Here is a 21,696-nt window from a genome sequence, read left to right on the forward strand (position 1 = left end):
ATGAACCGAACGGCACTGGGCCTCGCCGTAGGGGCCGGATACTTCCTTGGACGCACGAAGAAACTCAAAATGGCGCTCGCGGTGGGTTCCCTGGTGGCCGGGAAGAAGCTGAACCTCGGTCCGCGGGGGATCGCGGAACTGGTGAACCAACAGCTGCAGAACAACCCGCAGTTCAAGGAGATAGGCGACCAGCTCCGCCAGGACATGCGAGGTGTCGGCAAGGCCGCCGGCGGGGCGATGGTCGAGCGGCAGATGAGTTCGCTCGCCGACCGGCTGCACGGCCGGACCGCGTCGATGCGCGACCAGCTCTCCGGGGTGGCGCCGACCGGCTCCGACAAGGACCAGGACGACGAGGACGCCTACGACGACTCCGCGGAGGAGTCCGGCAAGCGCGAGGACGACGAGCGCGGCGACGAAGAGCGCGGCGACGAAGAGCGCGAGGCGCGCGGCGAGCGGTCGGAGGGCAGGCCCGCGGCGAAGCGGCCCGCCAAGAAGGCCGCGGCCAAGAAGGCCCCGGCGAAGAAGGCGGCCCCCGCCAAGAAGACGGCGGCCAAGAAGGCCGACGGGGCGCGCAGGACGGCGGCGAAGAAGACGGCAGGCGCCGGTGGCGCCGCCCGGCGCGCCACGTCCCGGCAGGCGAAGGGCGGTGATGACCGATGACCGAGACCCTCGGATCAGCGGCCTCCAAGGCCGGCGGCGCCGCGGGCAAGGCCAGTCCGCTCGCGGACCTCGCGCACAGCGAGGCCGCCGACCGGCTGAAGGCGGAGGCCCAGGACTTCCTGGCGGCGCAGGCCCAGAAGATGCTCGTCGGCCTCGGCCGCAAGCTCGGCGAGACCACCCTCAAGCTCAACGACATAGCCGACGGCAAGAGCCCCGGCTTCGCCAAACTCGCGCTCGAAGGCGGACGCAAGATCGCCGAGGGCAAGGGCCCGCTGCGCTCCGCGCTGGAGCTGGGCGGCTCCCGGGTCAAGGACAACGTGATGGACGCCGTCAAGAGCCTCGGGGGCAGCAAGGGCAAGAAGGGCGGTGCGGGCAAGAAGCCCACCGTCATCATGGAGTCCGTCGACGTCGGCGTTCCGCTGCGCACCGCCTACGACCAGTGGACCCAGTACCAGAGCTTCAGCAGCTTCGCCAAGGGCGTCAAGAGCGCGAACCGCGCCGACGACACCCACTCCGACTGGCAGGCGAAGATCTTCTGGTCCAGCCGCAGCTGGAAGGCGCAGACGACCGAGCAGATACCCGACTACCGCATCCAGTGGACGTCGGAGGGCGCCAAGGGCACCACCAAGGGCGTGGTCTCCTTCCACAAACTGGAGGAGAACCTCACCCGGGTACTGCTGGTCATCGAGTACTACCCGACCGGCCTCTTCGAGAAGACCGGCAACATCTGGCGCGCCCAGGGCCGCCGGGCCAGGCTGGACCTGAAGCACTTCGCCCGTTTCATCACCATCAAGGGCGAGGCGGAGGACAGCTGGCGCGGCGAGATCCGCGACGGTGAGGTCGTCAAGAGCCACGAGGACGCCGTGGCCGAGGAGGAGGAGCAGGAACAGCAGGGCAAGGCGGACGAGGAGGCCGAGGAGCCCGAGGAGCCCGAAGGGTCCGCCGAGCCGGAGGAGTCCGAGGAAGAGGGTGAGGAGCCCTACGAGGACGAGGCGGACGAGTACGAGGACGAGGCGGAGGAGGGCGAGGAGCCCTACGAGGACGAGCGCGGGGAAGAAGGCGAGGAAGAGGGCGAGGAGGAGCCCGAGGAGTACGCGGACGAGGCCGAGGCCGAGGACGAGGAGTACGAGGACGAGGAACCCGAGTACGCCGAGCGCGGGAGCCGTCGATGACGACGGCCAGCCGGTTCCCCGAGCCCTACGGTGGTCAGGGCTCGGGGGCCAACCTCGCCGACATCCTGGAGCGCGTGCTCGACAAGGGTGTCGTCATCGCGGGTGACATCCGGATCAACCTCCTCGACATCGAGCTGGTCACCGTCAAACTGAGGCTCATCGTCGCCTCGGTCGACAAGGCCAAGGAGATGGGGATCGACTGGTGGGAGACCGATCCGGCGCTCTCCTCCCGGGCCCGCCGGGACGAGCTGACGCGGGAGAACGCCGAGCTGCGTGAGCGGCTGGCCCGGCTCGAGGAGCTGAGCCTCGAACCCGGCTCCTCGCAGAAGGCCGGACGCACGCGGAAGAGGGAGGCACCATGACCGGACTGCGGTACGTGTACGCCGTCTGCCGCCCCTTCGAGCTGCCCCTGCAGTCCCAGCTCACCGGCATCGGGGGCGCCCCGCCCGCGGTGGTGCACCACCACGGCCTGGTGGCGGTCGTCAGCACCGTCTCGGAGGCCGACTTCTCCGAGGAGGCCCTCAAGGCCCACCTGGAGGACCTGGACTGGCTGGCCGCGACCGCCCGCGCCCATCAGGGGGTGATCGACGCGCTCACCACGGTCACCACGCCGCTGCCGATGCGGCTCGCGACCGTCTTCAGGGACGACAGCGGTCTCCGGACGATGATCGAGGCCCGCGAGGACGACTTCCGGCGCATCCTCGACCGGCTGGCCGGCCGGGTCGAGTGGGGCGTGAAGGTGTACCTGGAGCCCGAGCCGGCCGAACCCGAGCCCGCCGCGCCGGAGAAACCCGCGAGCGGGCGGGACTATCTGCGCCGGCGCCGCGCGAGCAGCCACGCGCACGAGGAGAAGTGGCAGCGGGCCGAGGCCTTCGCCCACTCCCTGCACGACAGGCTGCGCGCTCACGCCGAGGACTTCCGGCTGCACGCCCCGCAGAACGCCGCGCTGTCCACGGCACCCGGGCGGAACGTGCTCAACGCCGCCTACCTGGTGCCGAGGGCGCATTCCGAGGAATTCGTGGAGATGGTCGACCGTACGAAGGACGAGGCCCCCGGGATCAGGGTGGAACTCACCGGCCCGTGGGCCGCCTACTCGTTCTCCGGGGAGGGCGCCGGCGAGACGGGCGGGGAGACGGCGGGGAAGGCCGCGGAGTCGGCGGGGGATGCGTCGTGACCGTCGTCGAACGACGTGAGATCGCCCTCGTGGACCTCCTCGACCGGCTGCTGGCCGGCGGGGTCGTCATCACCGGCGACCTCACCCTGCGCATCGCGGACGTCGACCTGGTGCGCATCGACCTGAACGCCCTGATCAGCTCGGTGAACGAGAACGTCCCCTCGCCCTTCGAGGAGCTCGCATGACCGCCGGCAAGAGCCGGGCCCGGCTCGACCTCGAACCCGACACGGTCGAGCGCGACCTGGTGAAACTCGTCCTCACCGTGGTGGAGCTGCTGCGCCAGCTGATGGAACGGCAGGCGGTGCGCCGCTTCGACACCGGAGAGCTGACCGAGGAGCAGGAGGAGCGCATCGGGCTCACCCTGATGCTGCTGGAGGACCGGATGGCCGAGCTGCGGGACCGGTACGGCCTGCGGCCGGAGGACCTGAATCTGGACCTCGGACCGCTCGGCCCCCTGCTTCCCCGCGAGTGACCCGGACTTTTCCGCGAACGCCCCCGGCTGCCCCGCGGGTGTCCACCGCTTCCCCGCGCCCGGGCCGGCCCGGTCAGGCCTCCTTACGGCACAGGATCTCCCCGTGCAGGACCGTGAACCAGCCGTCCTCCCGGCCGCCCCACTCCCGCCAGGCCTCCGACACCGCCCGCAGCTCCTCGGCGGTCGCGTGGCCGCCCCCGGTGGCCCGGTCGGCGTAGGCGGAGGCGAGGGTGCGGTCCGCCCACAGCCCGCTCCACCACGCCCGCTCCCCGGGCGTGGCGAACGTCCAGGTGCCGGAGGTGGCGGTGATGTCCCGGAGCCCGGCGGCCAGCGCCCAGGCCTTCAGCCGGTGCCCGGCGTCGGGCTCCCCGCCGTTGGCCCGTGCCACCCGCTGGTACAGGTCCAGCCACGCGTCCAGGCCGGGCAGCGCCGGGTACCAGGTCATCGCCGCGTAGTCCGCGTCGCGTACCGCGATGTAGCCGCCCGGCCTGGTGACGCGGCGCATCTCGCGCAGTGCCTGCACCGGGTCACCGACGTGCTGGAGCACCTGGTGGGCGTGGACGACGCAGAAGGTGTCGTCGGGGAAGTCCAGGGCGTGCACGTCGGCGACCGCGAAGTCGGTGTTGTCCAGTCCGCGGGCGGCTGCGGTGGCCCGGGCCTGCTCCAGGACGCCCGGCGCGTGGTCCACGCCGGTGACATGCCCCTCGGGGACCAGTTCCGCCAGGTCCGCGGTGATGGTCCCCGGGCCGCAGCCGATGTCCAGGATCCGCATGTGCGGCTTCAGCGAGCCGAGCAGGTAGGCGGCGGAGTTGGCGGCGGTACGCCAGGTGTGCGACCGCAGCACCGACTCGTGGTGCCCGTGTGTGTAGACGGCGGTCTCCTGCGCTCTCGGCATGGCTGCACCCCTTCTCGTCGTACCGGCCCGGTGCCCTGCGGCACCGGGCCGACGGTACGCGTCACGGTACGCTCGCATGCCGAATAATGAGATAGGCATTTTGCATACTGGACTGACGATGCGTCAGGCAGTGGGTTCCAGCGGGCGGTACACGGTCAGCGCCTCGGGCAGGTTCTCCAACGTGACCTCGCCGCCCGAGACCGGCACGACCTCACCGTCGTAGGCGAGCGGGGTGCCGGGCGCGATCCCCTTCAGCCGCAGCCGGTTCACCTGCACCGCGGCGTGGGCCGGGGAGCGGGTCAGCGGGCCCGCCACGGCCGCCGCGAGCAGCCGCAGCGCGGGCCGGCGGCTGCCGTGCACCACCCGTACGTCGAGCAGGCCGTCCGCCAGGTCGGTGCGGCGGCCGGGCGCGAGCCCCATCCGGTGGTAGACGCCGTTGCCGACGAACAGCAGCCACAGCGGTCGCCGTTCGCCGCCCAGCTCCACCTCCAGCGGATGCCGGTCGGCGCGCAGCACCTTGAGCGTCCCCAGCAGCCCGGCCGGCCAGCCGCCGATCCGGTGCGACCAGCGCTCCCGTTCGCGCACCAGCTCCGGGTACACCCCGAGACTCAGCGTGTTGAGGAACAGCCCCTCGCCGTCGCTCGTGACGAACCGCCCCGCGTCCACCCGGACCGCCTCGCCGTGCCGGATCGCCCGGGCCAGATCGCGCTCGTCCTCCACGTGCAGGTCGTACGCGAAGTGGTTGAGGGTGCCGCCGGGCAGCACCGCGAGCGGCAGGCCGTGCCGCAGTGCCACCTCGGCGGCCGCGTTCACGGTGCCGTCGCCGCCGCACACCCCGAGCACCCGCGCCCGGGCCGCCGCCTTCTCCAGCTCGTCCCGGACCTCCTCGGGCGCGCACTCGACGGTCTCCGCCATCGGCAGCGCCGCGTGCAGGGCGCGCACCCGGTCCGCCGTGCCCGAGGCCCGGTTGGCGACCATCACCAGACCTTCGCCCTCCGGCAGCGCCGGCGCCTGCGCGCGAGGCCGGGCGGGCCGCCGGATCTGCGCCCGGGTCGGCACCAGGCGCCGTACCAGGAACGCGGCGCCCGCGCCGAGCGCCGCCCCGGCCAGCACGTCGCTCGGGAAGTGCACCCCGGTGTAGACGCGGGAGGCCGCCACCGAGAACGCCACCGGCGCCACCGCCGCGCCCCACGCCGGCGACTCCAGCGCGACCCCGGTCGCGAACGCCGCCGCCGACGCCGCGTGCCCGGACGGGAACGAGGTGGTGATCGGCTGCCGCTTGAGCTGCCGCACCAGCGGCACCGGATCCAGCACCGGCCGCGCCCGGCGCACCGAACGCTTGCCGATGGTGTTGATCGTCAGGGACGCCACGCTCAGCGAGGCGAGCCCCCGCACGGCGGCCCGGCGGGCCCGCGGCGTCCGGATCGCGGCCATCGCGGCGGCCGTGGCGAACCACAGGACCCCGTGGTTCGCGCTGCGGCTCAGCCGGGGCAGCACGCGCTCGGCACCGGGCCAGTGCCAGGAGGCGGCCGCCTCGAACAGACGGCCGTCGACGTCGAGGAACGTGCGCAGCGCCTTGCGGCCGGTCGGGAGGGCGGTCAGGTCCAGGTCTGGGCTCATGGGCTCCGGTTACCCTGAAGTGCCCGTATCTTGTGCGCCCGTGCCGCGCGCACGACCGGTGTCGCGTAAGGAGATCGCCCGGATGCGCCTGCTGCTCGTCCGCCACGGCCAGACCCCGTCCAATCTGCACCATCTGCTGGACACGGCCGCACCGGGACCGGGACTGACCGCGCTCGGCGAGGCCCAGGCCGCCGCTCTGCCGGAGGCGCTCGCCGGCGAGGACATCGAGGCGCTGTACGCCTCCACCCTGGTACGCACCCAGCTCACGGCCGCCCCGCTGGCCGCCGCCCGCGGTCTCGGCGTGCTCGTGCGCGACGGCATCCGCGAGGTCGCCGCCGGCGACCTGGAGATGTGCCCCGGCCGCTCACCGGAGGGCGAGCGGTACCTGCGCACGGTCTTCGCGTGGGCGGCGGGCGACACCGCGCTGCGCATCCCCGGCGCGGAGAGCGGCGCGGAGGTGCTCGCACGGTACGACGCCGTGGTCGCCGAGGCCGCCGCCGACGGCGCCCGCACGGTCGCCATGGTCAGCCACGGCGCCGCGATCCGCATGTGGACCGCCGCCCGCGCCGGCAACGTCGACGTGGCCTACGCGGCGGCCCGCCCCCTGGAGAACACCGGCGTGGTCGTCCTGGAGGGCTCGCCCGACACCGGCTGGAACGCCCTGACGTGGGAGGGAGCGACCGTGGAACCGGCGGGCGAGGGCGGCCCGGCCGGGGAGCCGCTCGACCCGCTCGCGGGCCCGCCGGACACGGCGGGCCGGCGCGGACCCGCGCCGGAGCCGCCGGGCGGTACCGTCCGATAAGGGTTTGCCCCCGGTCCCGGCCGCCCCGCAGAATGCCTGACCATGGGACATCTGGAAGCCGCGCACCTCGAGTACCACCTCCCCGACGGGAGGACGCTGCTCGGGGACGTGTCCTTCCGGGTCGGCGAAGGCGCCGTCGTCGCCCTGGTCGGCCCCAACGGCGCCGGCAAGACGACCCTGCTGCGCCTGATCTCGGGCGAGCTGAAGCCGCACGGCGGCACCGTCACGGTCGGCGGCGGCCTCGGCGTGATGCGCCAGTTCGTGGGCTCCGTACGCGACGAGACGACCGTACGGGACCTGCTGGTGTCCGTCGCCCCGCCGCGCATCCGGGAGGCGGCCCGGGCGGTGGACGAGGCCGAGCACGCCATCCTGACCGTCGACGACGAGGCCGCCCAGATGAGGTACGCGCAGGCCCTCGCCGACTGGGCCGAGGTACGCGGCTACGAGGCCGAGACCCTGTGGGACATGTGCACCACCGCCGCGCTGGGCGTGCCCTACGAGCGTGCCCAGTGGCGGCAGGTGCGCACCCTGTCCGGGGGCGAACAGAAACGCCTCGTGCTGGAGGCGCTGCTGCGCGGCACCGACGAGGTGCTGCTGCTGGACGAGCCGGACAACTACCTCGACGTCCCCGGCAAGCGCTGGCTGGAGGAACAGCTCGCGGAGACCCGCAAGACGGTCCTGTTCGTCTCCCACGACCGGGAACTCCTCGCCCGCGCAGCGGAGAAGATCGTCTCGGTGGAGCCCGGGCCGGCCGGCGCGGACGCCTGGGTGCACGGCGGCGGCTTCGCCACCTACCACGAGGCGCGCCGGGAGCGCTTCGCCCGCTTCGAGGAGCTGCGCCGCCGCTGGGACGAGAAGCACGCCCAGCTGAAGAAGCTCGTCCTCAACCTCCGCCAGGCCGCCGCCGTCAGCCACGAGATGGCGTCCCGGTACGCGGCCGCGCAGACCAGGCTGCGCAAGTTCGAGGAGGCCGGACCGCCGCCGGAGCCGCCGCGCGAGCAGGACATCACCATGCGCCTCAAGGGCGGCCGTACCGGCGTGCGGGCCGTCACCTGCGAGGGGCTGGAGCTGACCGGCCTGATGAACTCCTTCGACCTGGAGGTCTTCTACGGCGAACGGGTCGCCGTCCTCGGCTCCAACGGCTCGGGCAAGTCGCACTTCCTGCGGCTGCTGGCCGGGCAGGACGTGGCGCACACGGGCGCGTTCAAGCTGGGCGCGCGGGTCGTACCCGGTCACTTCGCGCAGACCCACGCCCATCCGGAGCTGCGGGGCCGCACCCTGCTGGACATCCTGTGGAAGGAACACGCCCAGGACCGGGGCGCGGCCATGTCCCGGCTGCGCCGCTACGAGCTGACCCAGCAGGCCGAGCAGTCCTTCGACCGGCTCTCGGGCGGCCAGCAGGCCCGTTTCCAGATCCTGCTGCTGGAACTGGAGGGCGCCACCGCCCTCCTGCTGGACGAGCCCACCGACAACCTCGACCTGGAGTCCGCCGAGGCGCTCCAGGAGGGCCTGGAGGCCTACGAGGGCACGGTGCTCGCGGTCACCCACGACCGCTGGTTCGCCCGCTCCTTCGACCGCTACCTGGTCTTCGGCTCCGACGGCCGCGTCCGCGAGACACCGGAGCCGGTCTGGGACGAACGGCGCGTCGAGCGGGCCCGCTAGCGGGCCCGCCCGTCACCGCCCGGCGGTCACTTCCAGCGCAGCAGCGCGCCCATACCGCCCGCCGGGACCTCGTCGCCGGTCTCCTCCAGGACCGGGGTCAGCGAGAACACCGGCGCGTCGGTCACCACGGCCGCCCGGACGAGCGCGTCGTCCGCGCGGGCCGGCCAGGACTGGCGCTCGCCGAGGTCCTTCAGCTCCGTACGGCGGGCCGCCAGCTGGTCGGGATCCTCGGAGATCCACACCTGGCGGTGCGTGTCCGGGGCGTCCGGGCGGATCAGCAGCTCGGCGAGCCGGTGCTCACGCGCCGCCTCGATCAGCTGGGGCACCCCTTCGCAGGCCGCGGCCCGCCGCTCCTCGTCCGGCACCCGGGCCGCCCGGTACCGGTCGACCTCGGCCAGGACACGCTCGCGCACGTGCCGGGCGCGGATCTCGTCGACCTCCTGGGGCAGCAGCCGGCTGCCCCTGCCGTGCTCGGTCTCCACCGTCCGGTCGCGAAGATGTCCGGGCAGCTGCTCGTGCACCGCACGGCACTCCCGGTCGTCCCCGCACAGCAGCAGCAGGTCGGCGCCTGTCTCCTCCTGGCAGTCGGCGAGCGCGCCGGCGATCTCCCGGGCGTTGTGCTCCCAGGTGTTCTCCACCTTCAGCTGGAAGTGGCGCTCGGACCAGTCGGAGGACTTCGCCCGGTGCGTCGGCCACTGCCGGCCCGTCACCTGCCCGGCCTCCTCGTGCAGCAGCGCGCTGCGCAGTTCGAGGTCGGCGCCCGTGCGGTCGATGTACGCCACCAGCGACACGGGGTCCTCACCGGCCAGGTCCAGCAGCGGTGTCACGTGCGGCAGCGTGCCCCAGTGCACCAGGCCCTGCGGCGGCGCCTTCGTCAGCGGCACCAGGAGCGCCACCTCGCCGTTGCGGGCGAACACGGCCCTGCCGTAGGGCTCCGACGGGCTCAGCCCTTCGACGGCGTCGTGCACCGCCCGGCAGGTGGCCTCGTCGGCGCCCTGGTCGCGCAGCTCCCGGGACACCGCCTCCGCCGTGAGGCGCCTCCGATGGTCCATGTCCTCGTCGTGCTGGGAGAGGTCGACGTATGCGGAGGCCCAGGACCCCGGATGTTCGTACAGTGGATTCAGGAACGCGAGCTCCATGGATTCCTCCCGGAAACCGCTTGGTGGCAGTGCAGGCCGGGCGGGTACCCGGACCGCGGACACGAACACGACGAGCGGGGAACCACGATGACCGGAGTCGACCCCAGCAGGCTGGACGACCAGCAGCTCATGAAGGAGCTGGAGACGATCCACCGCACGCGCCACGACACCCTCCTGTACGCCTCGAACGACGCGCTGCGGGCCCACAACGAGCGCATGGCACAGCTGGAGGGCGAGTACCTGCGCCGCAACCCGCGCCGTCTGGTGAGCGCGGGCCGCACCCGCGAGGGCGCCCGTGAGCGGGGCTGTGGCGAGGCGGCGACTCCGGGTACGCCCGCCACCTGACGGGCGGCCCCGAAACCCGCACACGAAAGGGCCGGCCCGCTGCGGGCCGGCCCTTCCCGTGACGGGACCGTCCGATCAGCCGGCCTCCCCGGCGAACACGTGCAGGAACGCGTCGCAGAACGCCTTCAGATCGTCCGGCTTGCGGCTGGTCACCAGCTGGTTCGGACCGTGGTCGCAGATCTTGACCTGCTCGTCCACCCAGGTGCCGCCGGCGTTGCGGATGTCCGTCCGCAGGCTCGGCCAGGAGGTCAGCACCCGGCCGCGCACCACGTCCGCCTCCACCAGCGTCCACGGCGCGTGGCAGATCGCCGCCACCGGCCTGCCCTGCTCGAAGAAGTCCTTCACGAACCCGACGGCCTTCTCGTCCATCCGCAGGAAGTCCGGGTTGGCCACCCCGCCGGGCAGCACCAGCCCCCCGAACGAACCGGCCGACGCCTCGCCCACCACCTCGTCCACGGGGAACGTGTCCGCCCTGTCGAGATGGTCGAACGCCTGGATCTTCCCGGACCCGGTCGACACCAGCACCGGTTCGTGCCCGGCGTCCGAGGCCGCCTTCCACGGCTCCGTCAGCTCGACCTGCTCGACGCCCTCCGGCGCCACCAGAAACGCTATACGCATGATCTTCAGGTTCCTTTCCCGGCGCGCACGGCGGCCTCGGCCGCCCGGCCCCGGCTCATTCGCCGCCCACCAGCGCCTCCGCCAGTTGCTGCACGTTCTCGAACCGGTCCCCGTGCGGCAGCCGGGCGACCGCGTCCACCAGCCCGCCGGGGGCGTTGCTCCGGCGCAGGGCCCGCGCCAGCTCGCCCGTCCGGGCGGGGAACGCGTGCCGGTTCAGGTGCCGGGCCAGCTCCATCCGCCACCGCTCCAGCGACGCCTGCGATCCCAGGCCGCCCACCGGGCCGCTCCAGACCTGGGGGTCGTCGTCCGCGGCCGGCTCCGGGTCGTGCCACTCCTCGACGCGTGTCGGGTGGCCGGACCTCAGCAGGCCCTTCAGTTCGTGCTTCATCTCGTCGTCCCGGTGCACGCTCAGCCGGTCACTGCCTCGCTGCATATCTCCCTCCAGAGGGTCGGTGGTCCGCACCGCGTACCCGGCGGTCCGGGGGCCGACACCGGATCCGCCCACCGGAAACCGGCCGAATCCGGTCGTCCCGCTACTTCTTGTCCCGGCCCGGCAGGAACTCCTGCACCTTGGCCTTCAGCCCCTGTTTGATCATCGAGCCCCGGTCGGCGTCGCCCTTCAGGATCGACGTCGCCGTCGCCTCCATCTGCTCCCACGTGGCGTGCGGCGGGATCGGCGGTACGGCGGGGTCGGTGAGGAACTCGACGACGGCGGGTCCGTCGGCGTCGAGGGCCGCGCGCCAGCCCGCCTCGACGTCCTCGGGCTTCTCCACCCGGATGCCGGTCAGACCGAGGGAGCGGGCGAACGCGGCGTACTGGACGTCCGGGATCTCCTGCGACGGCAGGAAGGACGGGGAGCCCTCCATGGCCCGCATCTCCCACGTGACCTGGTTCAGGTCGTGGTTGTTCCACACGGCGACCACCATCCGCGGATCCGACCAGCGGTCCCGGTACTTGGCCGCGGTGATCATCTCCGCCAGCCCGTTCATCTGCATCGCGCCGTCCCCGACCAGCGCGACCACCGGCCGGTCCGGATGCGCGAACTTGGCGCCGATGGCGTACGGCACCCCGGGACCCATCGTCGCCAGCGTTCCCGACAGCGATCCGCGCATGCCCGGCCGCATGGTGATGTGCCGCGCGTACCAGTTGGCGACCGAACCGGAGTCCGAGGTCAGGATCACGTTGTCCGGCAGCAGCGGATCCAGGGCCCGGGCCACGTACTCGGGGTTGATCGGGTCGGCGGACAGGCCGGCCCGTCGTTCCATCGTCTCGTGCCAGCGGCGCACGTTCGCGGACACCGTGTCGTACCACTCGCGGCCGCCCCGGTCGGCCTTCAGCATCGGGATCAGCCGCTGGAGCGTCGCCCTGGCGTCGCCGACGAGGTTCACCTCGTACGGGTAGCGCATGCCGATCATGTGCGGGTCGATGTCGATCTGCACCCCGCGCGCCTTGCCGAAGTCCGGCATGAACTGCGTGTACGGGAACGACGAACCGATCGTCAGCAGCGTGTCGCAGTCCCGCATCATCTCGTACGACGGCCGGCTGCCCAGCAGGCCGATCGGGCCGGTGACGTACGGCAGTTCGTCGCTGAGGACGTCCTTGCCGAGCAGCGCCTTCGCGACGCCCGCGCCGAGCAGCTCGGCGATCTCCTGCACCTCCACGACCGCGCCGGCCGCACCCTGGCCCACCAGGATCGCGACCTTGTCGCCCTCGTTCAGCACGTCCGCGGCCCGGCGCAGCGCCTCGTCCGTCGGGGTCGCCGTGTAGTCGCTCATGCCCAGACTGGAGGGCACCATCTTGAACTCGTGCGTCGGCGGCGAGTAGTCCAGCTCCTGCACGTCGCCGGGGATGATGAGCGCCGTCGGGCTGCGCCGGGAGTAGGCGGTGCGGATCGCCCGGTCCAGTACGTTCGGCAGTTGCTCGGGGACGGTCACCGTCTCCACGAAGTCGGAGGCGACGTCCTTGTACAGCGTGTGCAGGTCCACTTCCTGCTGGTAGGAGCCGCCCATCGCGGTCCGGTTGGTCTGCCCGACGATCGCCAGCAGCGGCACGTGGTCGAGCTTGGCGTCGTACAGGCCGTTGAGCAGGTGGATCGCGCCCGGTCCCGAGGTCGCCGCGCACACCCCGAGCCGGCCGCTGAACTTGGCGTACCCGACGGCCTCGAACGCGGACATCTCCTCGTGACGGGACTGGATGAACCGCGGCTTGTCGTCGGCGCGGCCCCAGGCGGCGAGCAGTCCGTTGATGCCGTCGCCCGGATAGCCGAAGACCTGTTCCACGCCCCAGGCGCGCAGGCGTTCGAGGATGTGGTCGGAGACCTTGGTGCTCATGAAGGGAACCTCCCGGTGCGATGCCGATTGGACGATCCGGTCAGCACGTGCCGAGTCACCTGTGGGGGGCACGGAAAACCTCCGCGGCCGGGCGCCCCGGGGCGGCCCGGCCGCGGTGTCCGCCGGCCGACGGTCCGCGGGCCGGCTACGCCTGCCCGGCGGGTCTGTCACCCGGCCGGGCGTCCGCATCCCCTCGAATGGGGTCCGGCCGCGCGCGGTGCGCCGGGGTGCGGGCTGTCATGGCAGCGAGGGCACGCCCCGTGCCCGCACCCGTGGCACGGCCCGGCGGTACGCCGTCCCGGCGCCACGGACCCCGCCGTATCCGCCGAGGAGCCCTTCGCATGCGCCGCACCGCCCGCGCCCTGTCCGTCGCCCTCGCCGCCGGTGCCGCACTCGTCCTCCCGGCGTCCGCGGCCGCCTTCGCCGACCCGGCCGCCGACGCCGGCTCGCTCGCCGTGTCCGCCGCCTGCGATCCGGTCACCGGGCTGCCACCGCGGAGCGGCGACCCCGCCTCGCCCTCCTACGAGGGCGTCACCGCACAGCCGGACCGGGTCACCGGCAGGGCCGGCCCGCCGGCCGGGGACGCCCTCGGGAGCGCCGCCGGCGACCCCGCGGGTGACGACCCCTCGCTCGGCGGCGTCCCGGGCCCCGTCCCGACCGACGACGGCGCCTGCCCGGCGGCCCCGAGCGGACCGGCCGCCCCCAGGGACCCGGACTCCGCGGTCCCGGGCGGCGACAGCCGGCCCTGCGAGGACGGAGCGCGGTGCGGGGACGGCGGCCGGTGCCGGGAGGGGCAGTCCTGCCCGACGGGGACGGGCTGCCGGGCGGACGAGCCGTGCCCGGACCGGACCTCGGGCCGGGAGGACACGCCCTGCACCGGGACGGGGGAGCAGTGCCCGGGCGGCCCGGACGCGTGCCCCGGGGACGGAAAGGAGTGCGCGGGCGGCGGGGACCGGTGCACGGGTGCCGGGGACACCGGGGCGGGCAAGGAGTGCCAGGGCGGTGGCGGGGGTCAGGACTGCGCCGGCGCCGCCTGTTCCGACGAGGACCGCCCGTGCGGGGAGTCGCACGGGGCGGACTGCTCCGGCGACCCCGGCTGCCGCGACACCCGCGACGCCGGCGACTGCGACCCGGCCGCCGTGCAGCGTCCCGTGCAGGCCGGCACGGGAGGCACCTTCAGCGACTCGGTCCCCGCCCTCGTCGCCGGCGGCCTGTTCATCGCCGCCGCCTGCGCGGGAGCGGTGTACCGGATGTACGGCCGCGGGCGGTCCGCGGTGTGACCGCCCGCGGCCGAGGACCGCGCCCCGTGCTCCCGGCCGCCCGGGACGCCAGCCGGTGACCCGCGGGCTCGCGGTCGCCGCCATGGAGGACCGTCCTGCGGGTACACACCTTCCGAGGACACACCGGCAACGGGCACCCCACGCACCAGCCGCGAATCCCCGGCCACAGCACGACCCGACGGGACAGCACACGGCACCACGGACTGCGCGGAGGCGGACATGCGGCGGACGGACCCCGAGGACCACGGACCCGTCCGGTACGGCCCGCCCCTGCCCGCCGACGGACTGCCCGTGCTGCCCGAGCTGTCGTCCGTGCTCGCCGGCGCGGCACACCGCGCCGCGGCCCAGCCCGTCGGCGGTGCCCCCGCGCTGCTGGAGGCGGCCTGCGGCTACTTCACGCGCCGGGGACTGGCCTGCGTCCCCGACCAGGTGGCCGTCGGCCCCGGCGCCCCCGCACTGCTGCTCGCCCTCACCGCCGCGCTCGCCGGGGACGGCGCCGACGTCCTCGTGCCCCGGCCCTGCGCCGCCTGGTGGGCGCCGTACGCGCGGCTGCTCGGTCGGCCCGTCTACCACGTGCCCACCCCCGCCGAGAGCGGCGGTGTCCCCGACCCGTACGCCCTGCTGGAGACCGTCCGCCGGGTCCGCGCCGAGGGCGGCGACCCCCGGCTGCTGGTCCTGTCCGTCGCCGACGACCCCACCGCCACCGTCGCCCCGCCCGAACTGCTGCACGAGACCGTCGAGGCCGCGACGGCCGAGGGACTGCACCTGGTCAGCGACGAGACCTGGCGCGACACCCTGCACGCCCCGCACGCGACCGTGCTGCTCAGCCCCGCCGAGATGCAGCCCGACCGGGTCACCGTCGTCACCGACCTCGGGGGCTCCCTGCTGCCCCCCGGCTGGCCCGCCGCCGTGGCCCGCTTCCCCGCGACCGGTGACGGACGGGTTCTCCACGCGCGCGTGCTCGACATCCTCACCGCGCTCGACGCGCGGATCGCCGCACCCGTCGCCGCGGCCGCCGGCTACGCCCTCGACGAACCCGCACCCGTCACCGAGCGCCGCGAGGCCGCCGTACGGCTGCACGCGCGGCTGGCCGCCGCCGTGCACGCCGCGGTCGTCGCCGCGGGCGCGCTCGCCCGGCCGCCGCAGGCCGGCCGCCATCTCTACGCCGATCTCGCGCCGCTGCGCTCGCCCCTGACGGCGCAAGGGGTCGGCGACGCCCAGGAACTGGAGGATCTCCTCACCGCCCGGCTCGGCATGCCCGCGCCCGGCGGCCACCGCTTCGGCGACGACCTCGGTGCCCTGCGCGTCCGGCTCGCCACCGGGTCCCTGCTGCGCGGCACGGACGAGGACCGCGCGGAATGCCTCATGTCCCCCGAGCCGTTGGAACTGCCACACGTGGAACGCGCGTTGATCTCCTTGAGGTCGGTCCTCGACGATCTCCGCGACGACGCTCAGCGACGGGAGCCTCCTCGATGACGCAGCAGACGCACGAGCCCGGACCGGTCACGACCACCACCGACACGACCGCCACCGCCGACACGACCCCCGCTGCCGCAACGACCGCGGCGGCCCACGCGCCCGACGCCCCGACCCCGCTCGCGCCCGCCTCGCCACCGCTCGCCGAGCCCCGCCCACTCGGCGAACACCGGGTCTGGCCGCGGACCTTCCACGACCGGCTCACCGCCCCCCTGCCCGGCCTCAAGGCCCTCGCCCGCTTCGCCCGCGAGGGTGCCGTACGCCCCGGTCCGGAAGGCCTCGCCGACGCGTCGAGGGTGCCCTACGAGCCCGCGCCGCCGCCCCGCGTCGGCACCCGCGCCCTCGCCGTCACCTGGGCCGGACACGCCAGTTGGATCGTCCGGATCGGCGGCCTCACGGTCCTCACCGACCCCGTCTGGTCCCGCCGCATCCTCGGCACCCCGGCCCGCATCACCCCCGTCGGCGTGCCCTGGGACAGCCTGCCCCGCGTGGACGCCGTCGTCATCAGCCACAACCACTACGACCACCTCGACGCCCCCACCCTGCGCCGACTCCCGCGCGACACCCCGGTGTTCGCACCCGCAGGGCTCGGCCGCTGGTTCCAGCGCCGCAGGTTCACCCGGGTCACCGAGCTGGACTGGTGGGAGGGAGCCGAACTCGCCGGTGTGCGGTTCGACTTCGTGCCCGCCCACCACTGGTCCAAGCGCACCCTCACCGACACCTGCCACAGCCTCTGGGGCGGCTGGATCCTCACGGCACCCGGCCGGCAGCGCCTGTACTTCGCCGGCGACACCGGCTACGGCCACTGGTTCTCCCGCATCGGCCGCCGCTACCCGGGCATCGACCTCGCGCTGATGCCCATCGGCGCCTACGACCCGCGCTGGTGGCTGAGCGACGTGCACTGCGATCCGGAGGAGGCGGTGCGGGCCACGCTGGACCTGGGTGCCCGCCGGATGGCCCCCATGCACTGGGGCACGTTCGTCCTCTCCGCCGAGCCGGTCCTGGAGCCGCTCACCCGGGTGCGGACGGCCTGGGAGAAGGCCGGACTCGACGCCGGCGACCTGTGGGACCTCCCGGTCGGCGGATCGCGGGTGCTGGCGGACGGAAACCCGTAGGGCCGCCGGCCGGCACAGGACCTCGCCGGCCGCCGCCCGGCCTCCTCGGCTGCTGGCGGAACCCTCTTCGGTCGCTACCGAGCCCTCTTCGGCTGCTGGCGGAACCGCCGTACGAGACCCGGCACCGCGCTGACCACCACGGTCAGCGCGACCGCCGCGAGCACGCCCTCCCACGGCTCCGGGAACAGCGACCCGCCCAGAATGCCGATCACCTGGTACGTCACCGCCCATGCCAGACACGCCGGAAGGTTCCCCCGCGCGAACCTCCGCAGCGGCCACTCGGCCAGCAGGCACGCCAGCATCACCGGTATGCGCCCCGCCGGTACCAGCCGGGACAGCACCAGCACCGCGACCCCGTGCTCGGCCAGCTTGCCCTGCGCCTGCTCCAGCCGCTCCTCCGGAGCCCGCGACCGGATCGCCTCCAGCCACCGGGAGCCGTTCTTCGACCCCAGCCCGCGCCGCCCCAGCCAGTACAGCGCCGCGTCCCCGAGGAACGCGGCCAGCGACGCCGTCACGAACACCAGGAGCAGGGAGAACGGCGCCGTCTGATGGAACGCCACCACCGCGGCCGAACTCACCAGCGCCCCCGTCGGCACCACCGGCACCAGCGCGCCGACCAGCACCAGCAGGAACAACGACGGGTACCCGAGCACCTGCTGGGTCGACTCCGTCGGCACGGCCGAGACCGAGGCGGCCGCGAGTATCGCGGCGGGCACCGAACCTCTCACCGGGCGACCTCCGGCCGGACACTCTCCCCGTGCCCCAGCCGGTGCACCGAGACCTCCGGTGCGGCCACGGCCGCCAGCCGCACGAACTCGTCGCCCGGCGCGTGGAACTCGTGCGGCCGGATCGCGTCCATCCCGATCGGCCAGTACGTCCCGTAGTGCACCGGCACCGCCGCCCGCGGCGCCAGCAGGGCCAGCGCGCGTGCCGCCCGCCCCGCGTCCAGGTGCCCCTCACCGAGGTACGGCCCCCAGCCGCCCACCGGCAGCAGCGCCACGTCCACCGGGCCCACCTGCTCCGCCATCGTGTCGAACAGCCCGGTGTCCCCGGCGAAGTACGTGCGCGCCTCGCCCTCCACGACGTAACCGAGCGCGGGGCAGCTGTGCGGACCCACCGGCAGACGCCGGCCGTCGTGCTGCGCGGGCACCACCCGCACCAGCAGGTCGCCGATCCGCACCTCGTCCCCGGGCGCCACCTCGGTCACCCGCAGGTGCCGCAGCCGGCGCACCCCCGGTACCGCCCGTGGTGCGCCCCGGGGCACGAGCAGGCGCGTGCCCGGGGCCAGACCGGCCAGCGAGGGCAGATGCAGATGGTCGGCGTGCAGATGGCTGACGAGGACGACGTCGGCGCGGCGCGCCTCGGCGGGCGGAACGTCGCCGCGGCGGCGCCGCAGATGCGCCAGCCTGCGGGCGAACAGGGGATCGGTGAGCACCCGTGTGTTCGCGTCCTCCACCGTGCAGGTGGCGTGACCCCACCAGGTGATCTCCACCGGCACCTCCTTCGCCTCCTTCACACGACTCCCCGAAGCCTACGGGCAGGAGTAGGGTCGGCGGCGAAACCCGGAGGTGAGGGGGACGCCATGGGACAGCTGCGGGGTGCCTTCGGCGCGATCATGCCGGTGCGGGTGACCGCGATCGCCAGCCTGACACCTCTGGAGGAACTGGAGGCCGAACCCTTCCTGGTGGACTCCCGCAGCCAGCACGCGATGTGCGCCCGCTGGGCGGCCGAGCGCGGCTACGTGATCGCCCGGGAACTCCTCGTCGGCGGGCTGCGCTTCGACCACTGCGCCCTGTGGGACGGGGTGCGGCCCGGCGTCGACGTGTTCGTCGCCCCCAGCCGCCGGGTGCTCGAACGGGCCCTGTCCTCGGTGGAGGAGTTCACCGCCGAGTGCGCGCGCCGGGGCGTGCGGGTCGAGACGGTGGGCCGCGCCGAGCCGTCGTACGACGCCCAGATGAAGGCACACGTCCACCGCCGCCTGTCCATGCCGACGGCGGGCTACGACGGCCGCTGACCCCGGGGCTCCGCCGGTGCCCCGACGGCCCGCGCCCTCTCCCGACCGGTATGACAAGGTGGGGACCGGCCCGGTCGGTTCAGGGGCCGGGACGTGAGGGGTGCGGGGCGTGCGTGGGGTGCGGTGGCGGCGGATCGCCAGTCAGATCGGGCGGAGCATCGCCGTATGGGCGGTCTCCACGGTCACCATGCTGCTGCTCGCCGGGATCCTGCCCGACTTCCAGCTCCAGTCCGACGACGGCGACAGCACCACCCGCATCGCGGTCACCGCGGCGTGCGGCGCCGGTGCCTTCGGTGTCCTGTCGGCCGTGGTCTGGCCGTTGCTGGTCCGGCTGCTGCTGCTCGTGCCGGCGCTGGTGCTCGGCCTGCTGGTCTTCTTCCTCAACGGCTCCCTGCTGCTGCTCGCCCTGCGCATCAACCCCACCGGGCAGGGCGAGGCGGCACCGGAGACCGCCGTCATGGTGGCCGCCGTGATGTCCGCCGTGGCCTCGGCGACCGGCGCCGGCCTCGCCGTACGCGACGACGAGACCTACCGGCGCCGGCTGCACCGGCTCGCCACCCGCAGCCGCCGCGCCCACCCGCCCTGCCCGTCCGCCCCCGGCCTGGTCTGCGTCCAACTCGACGGCGTCGGCCACGACGTCCTCACCTCCGCGGTCCGCAGGGGCCTCATGCCCACGCTCGCCGGCTGGCTGGCCACGGCCGACGGCGCACCGCCCACCCACCGCCTCGTGCCCTGGCGCACCGACTGGTCCAGCCAGACCGGCGCCAGCCAGCTCGGCATCCTGCACGGCAGCACCTTCGACGTGCCGGCGTTCCGCTGGTACGAGAAGGACCGGGGCGAGGTGATGGTGTCCAACCGGCCGACCAGCGCCGCCGAGCTCCAGGAACGCGCCGTCGAGCGCACCGGTGACGGCGGGCTGCTCGCCGTCGACGGCGCCAGCCGCGGCAACCTGTTCAGCGGCGGCGCCGGCGAGCAGGCCCTCGTCCTGTCCATAGCCGCCCGCCGCCGCAGCCGGGAGAACCGTTCCCGCGCCGGCTACTTCGCCTACTTCTCCGACCCGGCCAACGCCGTCCGGACCGCCCTGTCCTTCGCCGCCGAGGTCGGCCGCGAGATCGGCCAGTCCACCCGTGCCCGCCTGCGCAGACAGCGCCCGCGCGTCGGCCGCGGCGGTCTCTACCCCCTGGTCCGCGCCTTCGCCACCGTCGTCGAACGGGACGTCGTCGTCGCCGCCGTGATGGGCGACATGCTCGCCGGCCGCACCGCCGTCTACGCCGACCTCGTCGCCTACGACGAGGTGGCCCACCACTCCGGACCGCACAGCCGGGACGCCGAGAAGGTGCTCGGACGCCTCGACCGGTCCCTCGCCCTGCTCCAGCGGGTCGCCGAACACGCCCCCCGCCCCTACCGCATCGTCGTCCTCTCCGACCACGGCCAGAGCCCCGGCGAGACCTTCCGCGCCCGCTACGGCCTCACTCTCGGCGACCTCGTCCGGGCCGGCTGCGGACTGCCCGTGCCGCGCCGCGCGGAACGTACCCGCAGCGGCGCCGAGGCCCGCGCCGCCGTGCGCGCGGCCCTGCGCCGCCCCGAGGAGAACGGCGCGCGCCACCCCGCCGCCGGCGGCCCCGACCCGATCGTGCTGGCCTCGGGCAACCTGGGCCTGGTCTCCTTCCCGGACGTGCCGCACCGCATGACCAAGGAGGAGATCGACGCCCGCCACCCCGGCCTGCTCACCACCCTCGCCAACCATCCCGGCATCGGCTTCCTGCTGGTGCGCAGCGAGCGGCACGACGGCGTGGTCCTCGGGGCGTACGGCGCCGAGATCCCGCTGGCCGGGCTGGACGACGACCCCGGCCCGCTGGCCCGCTTCGGGCCCGGCGCCGCCGACGCCGTCCGGCGCACCCACTCCTTCCCGCACACCGCGGACATCATGGTCAACTCCGCGCACGACCCCGCCGACGGCGAGGTCCTCGCCTTCGAGGAGCAGATCGGCTCCCACGGCGGCCTCGGCGGCGCCCAGTCCCATCCGTTCCTGCTCGCCCCGCTGGAACTGTCCTCACCCGCCGCGGACGGGGAACCGCTGACCGGGGCCGAGGACGTGCACCGCCTGCTGCGCCGCTGGCTCGGCGAACTGGACGGGCCCCAGGTGCCGCTGTCGATGGACGCGGCCCCGGAGCGGGCCGCCTGAACACCGGGGCCCGCCCGTGCTCCCGCGCTTCCGCGCTTCCGCCCGGGAAGGTCCGCGGGGAAGTCACCTCCCGTTCACCCCGCGCGGGCCGGTCTTCGGAGTGCGACGCGCCGGGATGTGATCGGATAGGGACAGGAAGTCCGCACACGGGACCACTCGCGAAAGGAACCATCGTGGCTACCACGCGCACCGCGCACACGGTCTGGGAAGGCAACCTGCTCGAGGGCAACGGCGTTGTCACCTTCGACTCCTCCGGCATCGGCCAGCAGCCGGTCACGTGGGCCTCGCGCGCCCAGGACGCGAACGGCAAGACCAGCCCCGAGGAGCTGATCGCCGCCGCCCACTCCAGCTGCTTCTCCATGGCCCTCTCGCACGCCCTGGCCGGCGCCGGCACCCCGCCCACCCGGCTGGAGACCAACGCCGACGTCTCCTTCCAGCCCGGTGAGGGCATCACCGGCATCCACCTCACCGTGCGCGGCGAGGTGCCCGGCCTGGACGCGGAGGGCTTCGCCTCGGCCGCCGAGGACGCCAAGAAGAACTGCCCCGTCAGCCAGGCGCTGACCGGCACGACCATCACCCTGACGGCCGAGCTGGCCTGACGCTCGTACGTCCCCGTGTGCCGCGTCCCCCGCCGGGGGCGCGGCACCGCCGTTTCCTGGGAACCCGTGGATTGACAGCGCCGTACGCACGTCCTGTGCTGGAAGTGCCGAAGGCGCCCGGGCGGAAGGGGACGGACC

General features: G+C 74.1%; 23 protein-coding genes. 15 read left to right on the forward strand and 8 right to left on the reverse strand.

Annotated features, from left to right (window positions below; genetic code table 11):
• From ACF08B_RS00295 to ACF08B_RS00320, 6 genes are read left to right on the forward strand one after another with little or no spacing between them, the layout of a single operon-like run.
• A complete protein-coding gene (locus ACF08B_RS00295; RefSeq protein WP_392315308.1) occupies nucleotides 1–660 on the forward strand; it encodes a DNA primase in 660 nt (219 codons plus the stop codon).
• Nucleotides 657–1,832 carry an SRPBCC family protein gene (locus ACF08B_RS00300; protein WP_392315309.1) on the forward strand — a complete coding sequence of 392 codons (1,176 nt, stop codon included), beginning with the start codon at nucleotides 657–659 and terminating at the stop codon, nucleotides 1,830–1,832. The genes ACF08B_RS00295 and ACF08B_RS00300 overlap by 4 nt, the downstream gene beginning before the upstream one ends.
• Complete coding sequence (locus ACF08B_RS00305) at nucleotides 1,829–2,194, forward strand: gas vesicle protein (RefSeq protein ID WP_392315310.1); 366 nt, start codon at nucleotides 1,829–1,831, stop codon at nucleotides 2,192–2,194. Before ACF08B_RS00300 ends, ACF08B_RS00305 begins: the two co-directional genes overlap by 4 nt.
• The gene (locus tag ACF08B_RS00310) at nucleotides 2,191–3,006 is read left to right on the forward strand and encodes a GvpL/GvpF family gas vesicle protein (protein WP_392315311.1); all 816 of its coding nucleotides are present in this window, start codon (nucleotides 2,191–2,193) and stop codon (nucleotides 3,004–3,006) included. The genes ACF08B_RS00305 and ACF08B_RS00310 overlap by 4 nt, the downstream gene beginning before the upstream one ends.
• Nucleotides 3,003–3,191 (forward strand): gas vesicle protein, encoded by a 189-nt coding sequence (locus ACF08B_RS00315; protein WP_073891766.1) that lies wholly within the window; start codon nucleotides 3,003–3,005, stop codon nucleotides 3,189–3,191. Before ACF08B_RS00310 ends, ACF08B_RS00315 begins: the two co-directional genes overlap by 4 nt.
• Nucleotides 3,188–3,478 carry a gas vesicle protein K gene (locus ACF08B_RS00320; RefSeq protein ID WP_073891764.1) on the forward strand — a complete coding sequence of 97 codons (291 nt, stop codon included), beginning with the start codon at nucleotides 3,188–3,190 and terminating at the stop codon, nucleotides 3,476–3,478. The genes ACF08B_RS00315 and ACF08B_RS00320 overlap by 4 nt, the downstream gene beginning before the upstream one ends.
• A gap of 73 nt (nucleotides 3,479–3,551) precedes the next feature.
• On the opposite strand, the gene ACF08B_RS00325 is transcribed toward ACF08B_RS00320, so the two are convergent.
• Both ACF08B_RS00325 and ACF08B_RS00330 read right to left on the reverse strand, forming a co-directional pair.
• Nucleotides 3,552–4,373, reverse strand: coding sequence for a class I SAM-dependent methyltransferase (locus ACF08B_RS00325; protein ID WP_392315312.1), 822 nt, complete (start codon nucleotides 4,371–4,373; stop codon nucleotides 3,552–3,554).
• A gap of 123 nt (nucleotides 4,374–4,496) precedes the next feature.
• On the reverse strand, nucleotides 4,497–5,993 hold the full coding sequence (locus ACF08B_RS00330; protein ID WP_392315313.1) for a bifunctional phosphatase PAP2/diacylglycerol kinase family protein: 1,497 nt from the start codon (nucleotides 5,991–5,993) through the stop codon (nucleotides 4,497–4,499).
• 82 nt (nucleotides 5,994–6,075) lie between these two features.
• Here ACF08B_RS00330 and ACF08B_RS00335 point away from each other — a divergent pair, with 82 nt between their 5' ends.
• Both ACF08B_RS00335 and ACF08B_RS00340 read left to right on the forward strand, forming a co-directional pair.
• Nucleotides 6,076–6,795 carry a histidine phosphatase family protein gene (locus tag ACF08B_RS00335; RefSeq protein ID WP_392315314.1) on the forward strand — a complete coding sequence of 240 codons (720 nt, stop codon included), beginning with the start codon at nucleotides 6,076–6,078 and terminating at the stop codon, nucleotides 6,793–6,795.
• Between the two features lie 42 nt (nucleotides 6,796–6,837).
• Nucleotides 6,838–8,457, forward strand: a complete 1,620-nt coding sequence (locus ACF08B_RS00340; protein ID WP_392315315.1) for an ABC-F family ATP-binding cassette domain-containing protein — start codon at nucleotides 6,838–6,840, stop codon at nucleotides 8,455–8,457.
• 26 nt (nucleotides 8,458–8,483) lie between these two features.
• Here the strand turns inward: ACF08B_RS00340 and ACF08B_RS00345 are convergent, their stop codons facing one another.
• Nucleotides 8,484–9,596, reverse strand: coding sequence for a Vms1/Ankzf1 family peptidyl-tRNA hydrolase (locus ACF08B_RS00345; protein ID WP_392315316.1), 1,113 nt, complete (start codon nucleotides 9,594–9,596; stop codon nucleotides 8,484–8,486).
• Between the two features lie 87 nt (nucleotides 9,597–9,683).
• Between ACF08B_RS00345 and ACF08B_RS00350 the strand changes: the two genes are divergently transcribed.
• Nucleotides 9,684–9,941, forward strand: coding sequence for a DUF6158 family protein (locus tag ACF08B_RS00350; protein ID WP_093473339.1), 258 nt, complete (start codon nucleotides 9,684–9,686; stop codon nucleotides 9,939–9,941).
• Between the two features lie 75 nt (nucleotides 9,942–10,016).
• Here ACF08B_RS00350 and ACF08B_RS00355 read toward each other — a convergent pair whose 3' ends face one another.
• The 3 genes from ACF08B_RS00355 to ACF08B_RS00365 form a co-directional block, all read right to left on the reverse strand.
• Nucleotides 10,017–10,559, reverse strand: coding sequence for a type 1 glutamine amidotransferase domain-containing protein (locus tag ACF08B_RS00355; RefSeq protein WP_392315317.1), 543 nt, complete (start codon nucleotides 10,557–10,559; stop codon nucleotides 10,017–10,019).
• Between the two features lie 55 nt (nucleotides 10,560–10,614).
• Nucleotides 10,615–10,992, reverse strand: a complete 378-nt coding sequence (locus tag ACF08B_RS00360; protein ID WP_392315318.1) for a DUF2795 domain-containing protein — start codon at nucleotides 10,990–10,992, stop codon at nucleotides 10,615–10,617.
• A 100-nt stretch (nucleotides 10,993–11,092) separates the two neighbouring features.
• On the reverse strand, nucleotides 11,093–12,889 hold the full coding sequence (locus tag ACF08B_RS00365; RefSeq protein ID WP_392315319.1) for a thiamine pyrophosphate-requiring protein: 1,797 nt from the start codon (nucleotides 12,887–12,889) through the stop codon (nucleotides 11,093–11,095).
• Nucleotides 12,890–13,230: 341 nt separating this feature from the next.
• Between ACF08B_RS00365 and ACF08B_RS00370 the strand changes: the two genes are divergently transcribed.
• From ACF08B_RS00370 to ACF08B_RS00380, 3 genes are all read left to right on the forward strand, one after another.
• Entirely contained in the window at nucleotides 13,231–14,169 is a 939-nt protein-coding gene (locus ACF08B_RS00370; protein ID WP_392315320.1) for a hypothetical protein, read from the forward strand.
• A 219-nt stretch (nucleotides 14,170–14,388) separates the two neighbouring features.
• The gene (locus ACF08B_RS00375; protein WP_392315321.1) at nucleotides 14,389–15,645 is read left to right on the forward strand and encodes an aminotransferase class I/II-fold pyridoxal phosphate-dependent enzyme; all 1,257 of its coding nucleotides are present in this window, start codon (nucleotides 14,389–14,391) and stop codon (nucleotides 15,643–15,645) included.
• Nucleotides 15,642–16,760: an MBL fold metallo-hydrolase gene (locus ACF08B_RS00380; protein ID WP_392315322.1), complete on the forward strand. Its 1,119-nt coding sequence runs from the start codon at nucleotides 15,642–15,644 to the stop codon at nucleotides 16,758–16,760. Before ACF08B_RS00375 ends, ACF08B_RS00380 begins: the two co-directional genes overlap by 4 nt.
• Before the next feature lie 74 nt (nucleotides 16,761–16,834).
• Here ACF08B_RS00380 and ACF08B_RS00385 read toward each other — a convergent pair whose 3' ends face one another.
• Together ACF08B_RS00385 and ACF08B_RS00390 are read right to left on the reverse strand one after the other, a co-directional pair.
• Nucleotides 16,835–17,476, reverse strand: a complete 642-nt coding sequence (locus ACF08B_RS00385; protein ID WP_392315323.1) for a DedA family protein — start codon at nucleotides 17,474–17,476, stop codon at nucleotides 16,835–16,837.
• Nucleotides 17,477–17,484: 8 nt separating this feature from the next.
• Nucleotides 17,485–18,258, reverse strand: a complete 774-nt coding sequence (locus tag ACF08B_RS00390) for an MBL fold metallo-hydrolase (protein WP_392316007.1) — start codon at nucleotides 18,256–18,258, stop codon at nucleotides 17,485–17,487.
• Nucleotides 18,259–18,342: 84 nt separating this feature from the next.
• On the opposite strand from ACF08B_RS00390, the gene ACF08B_RS00395 reads away from it, so the two are divergent.
• From ACF08B_RS00395 to ACF08B_RS00405, 3 genes are all read left to right on the forward strand, one after another.
• Entirely contained in the window at nucleotides 18,343–18,774 is a 432-nt protein-coding gene (locus tag ACF08B_RS00395; RefSeq protein WP_256340241.1) for a hypothetical protein, read from the forward strand.
• A gap of 109 nt (nucleotides 18,775–18,883) precedes the next feature.
• Nucleotides 18,884–20,959, forward strand: a complete 2,076-nt coding sequence (locus ACF08B_RS00400) for a phage holin family protein (RefSeq protein WP_392315324.1) — start codon at nucleotides 18,884–18,886, stop codon at nucleotides 20,957–20,959.
• 173 nt (nucleotides 20,960–21,132) lie between these two features.
• Nucleotides 21,133–21,558, forward strand: a complete 426-nt coding sequence (locus ACF08B_RS00405; RefSeq protein ID WP_073891740.1) for an OsmC family protein — start codon at nucleotides 21,133–21,135, stop codon at nucleotides 21,556–21,558.
• Nucleotides 21,559–21,696: the final 138 nt, after the last annotated feature.

Origin of the sequence: Streptomyces sp. NPDC015139 (assembly GCF_043079785.1) — a bacterium.
Taxonomy (GTDB): Bacteria; Actinomycetota; Actinomycetes; order Streptomycetales; family Streptomycetaceae; genus Streptomyces; species Streptomyces albidocamelliae.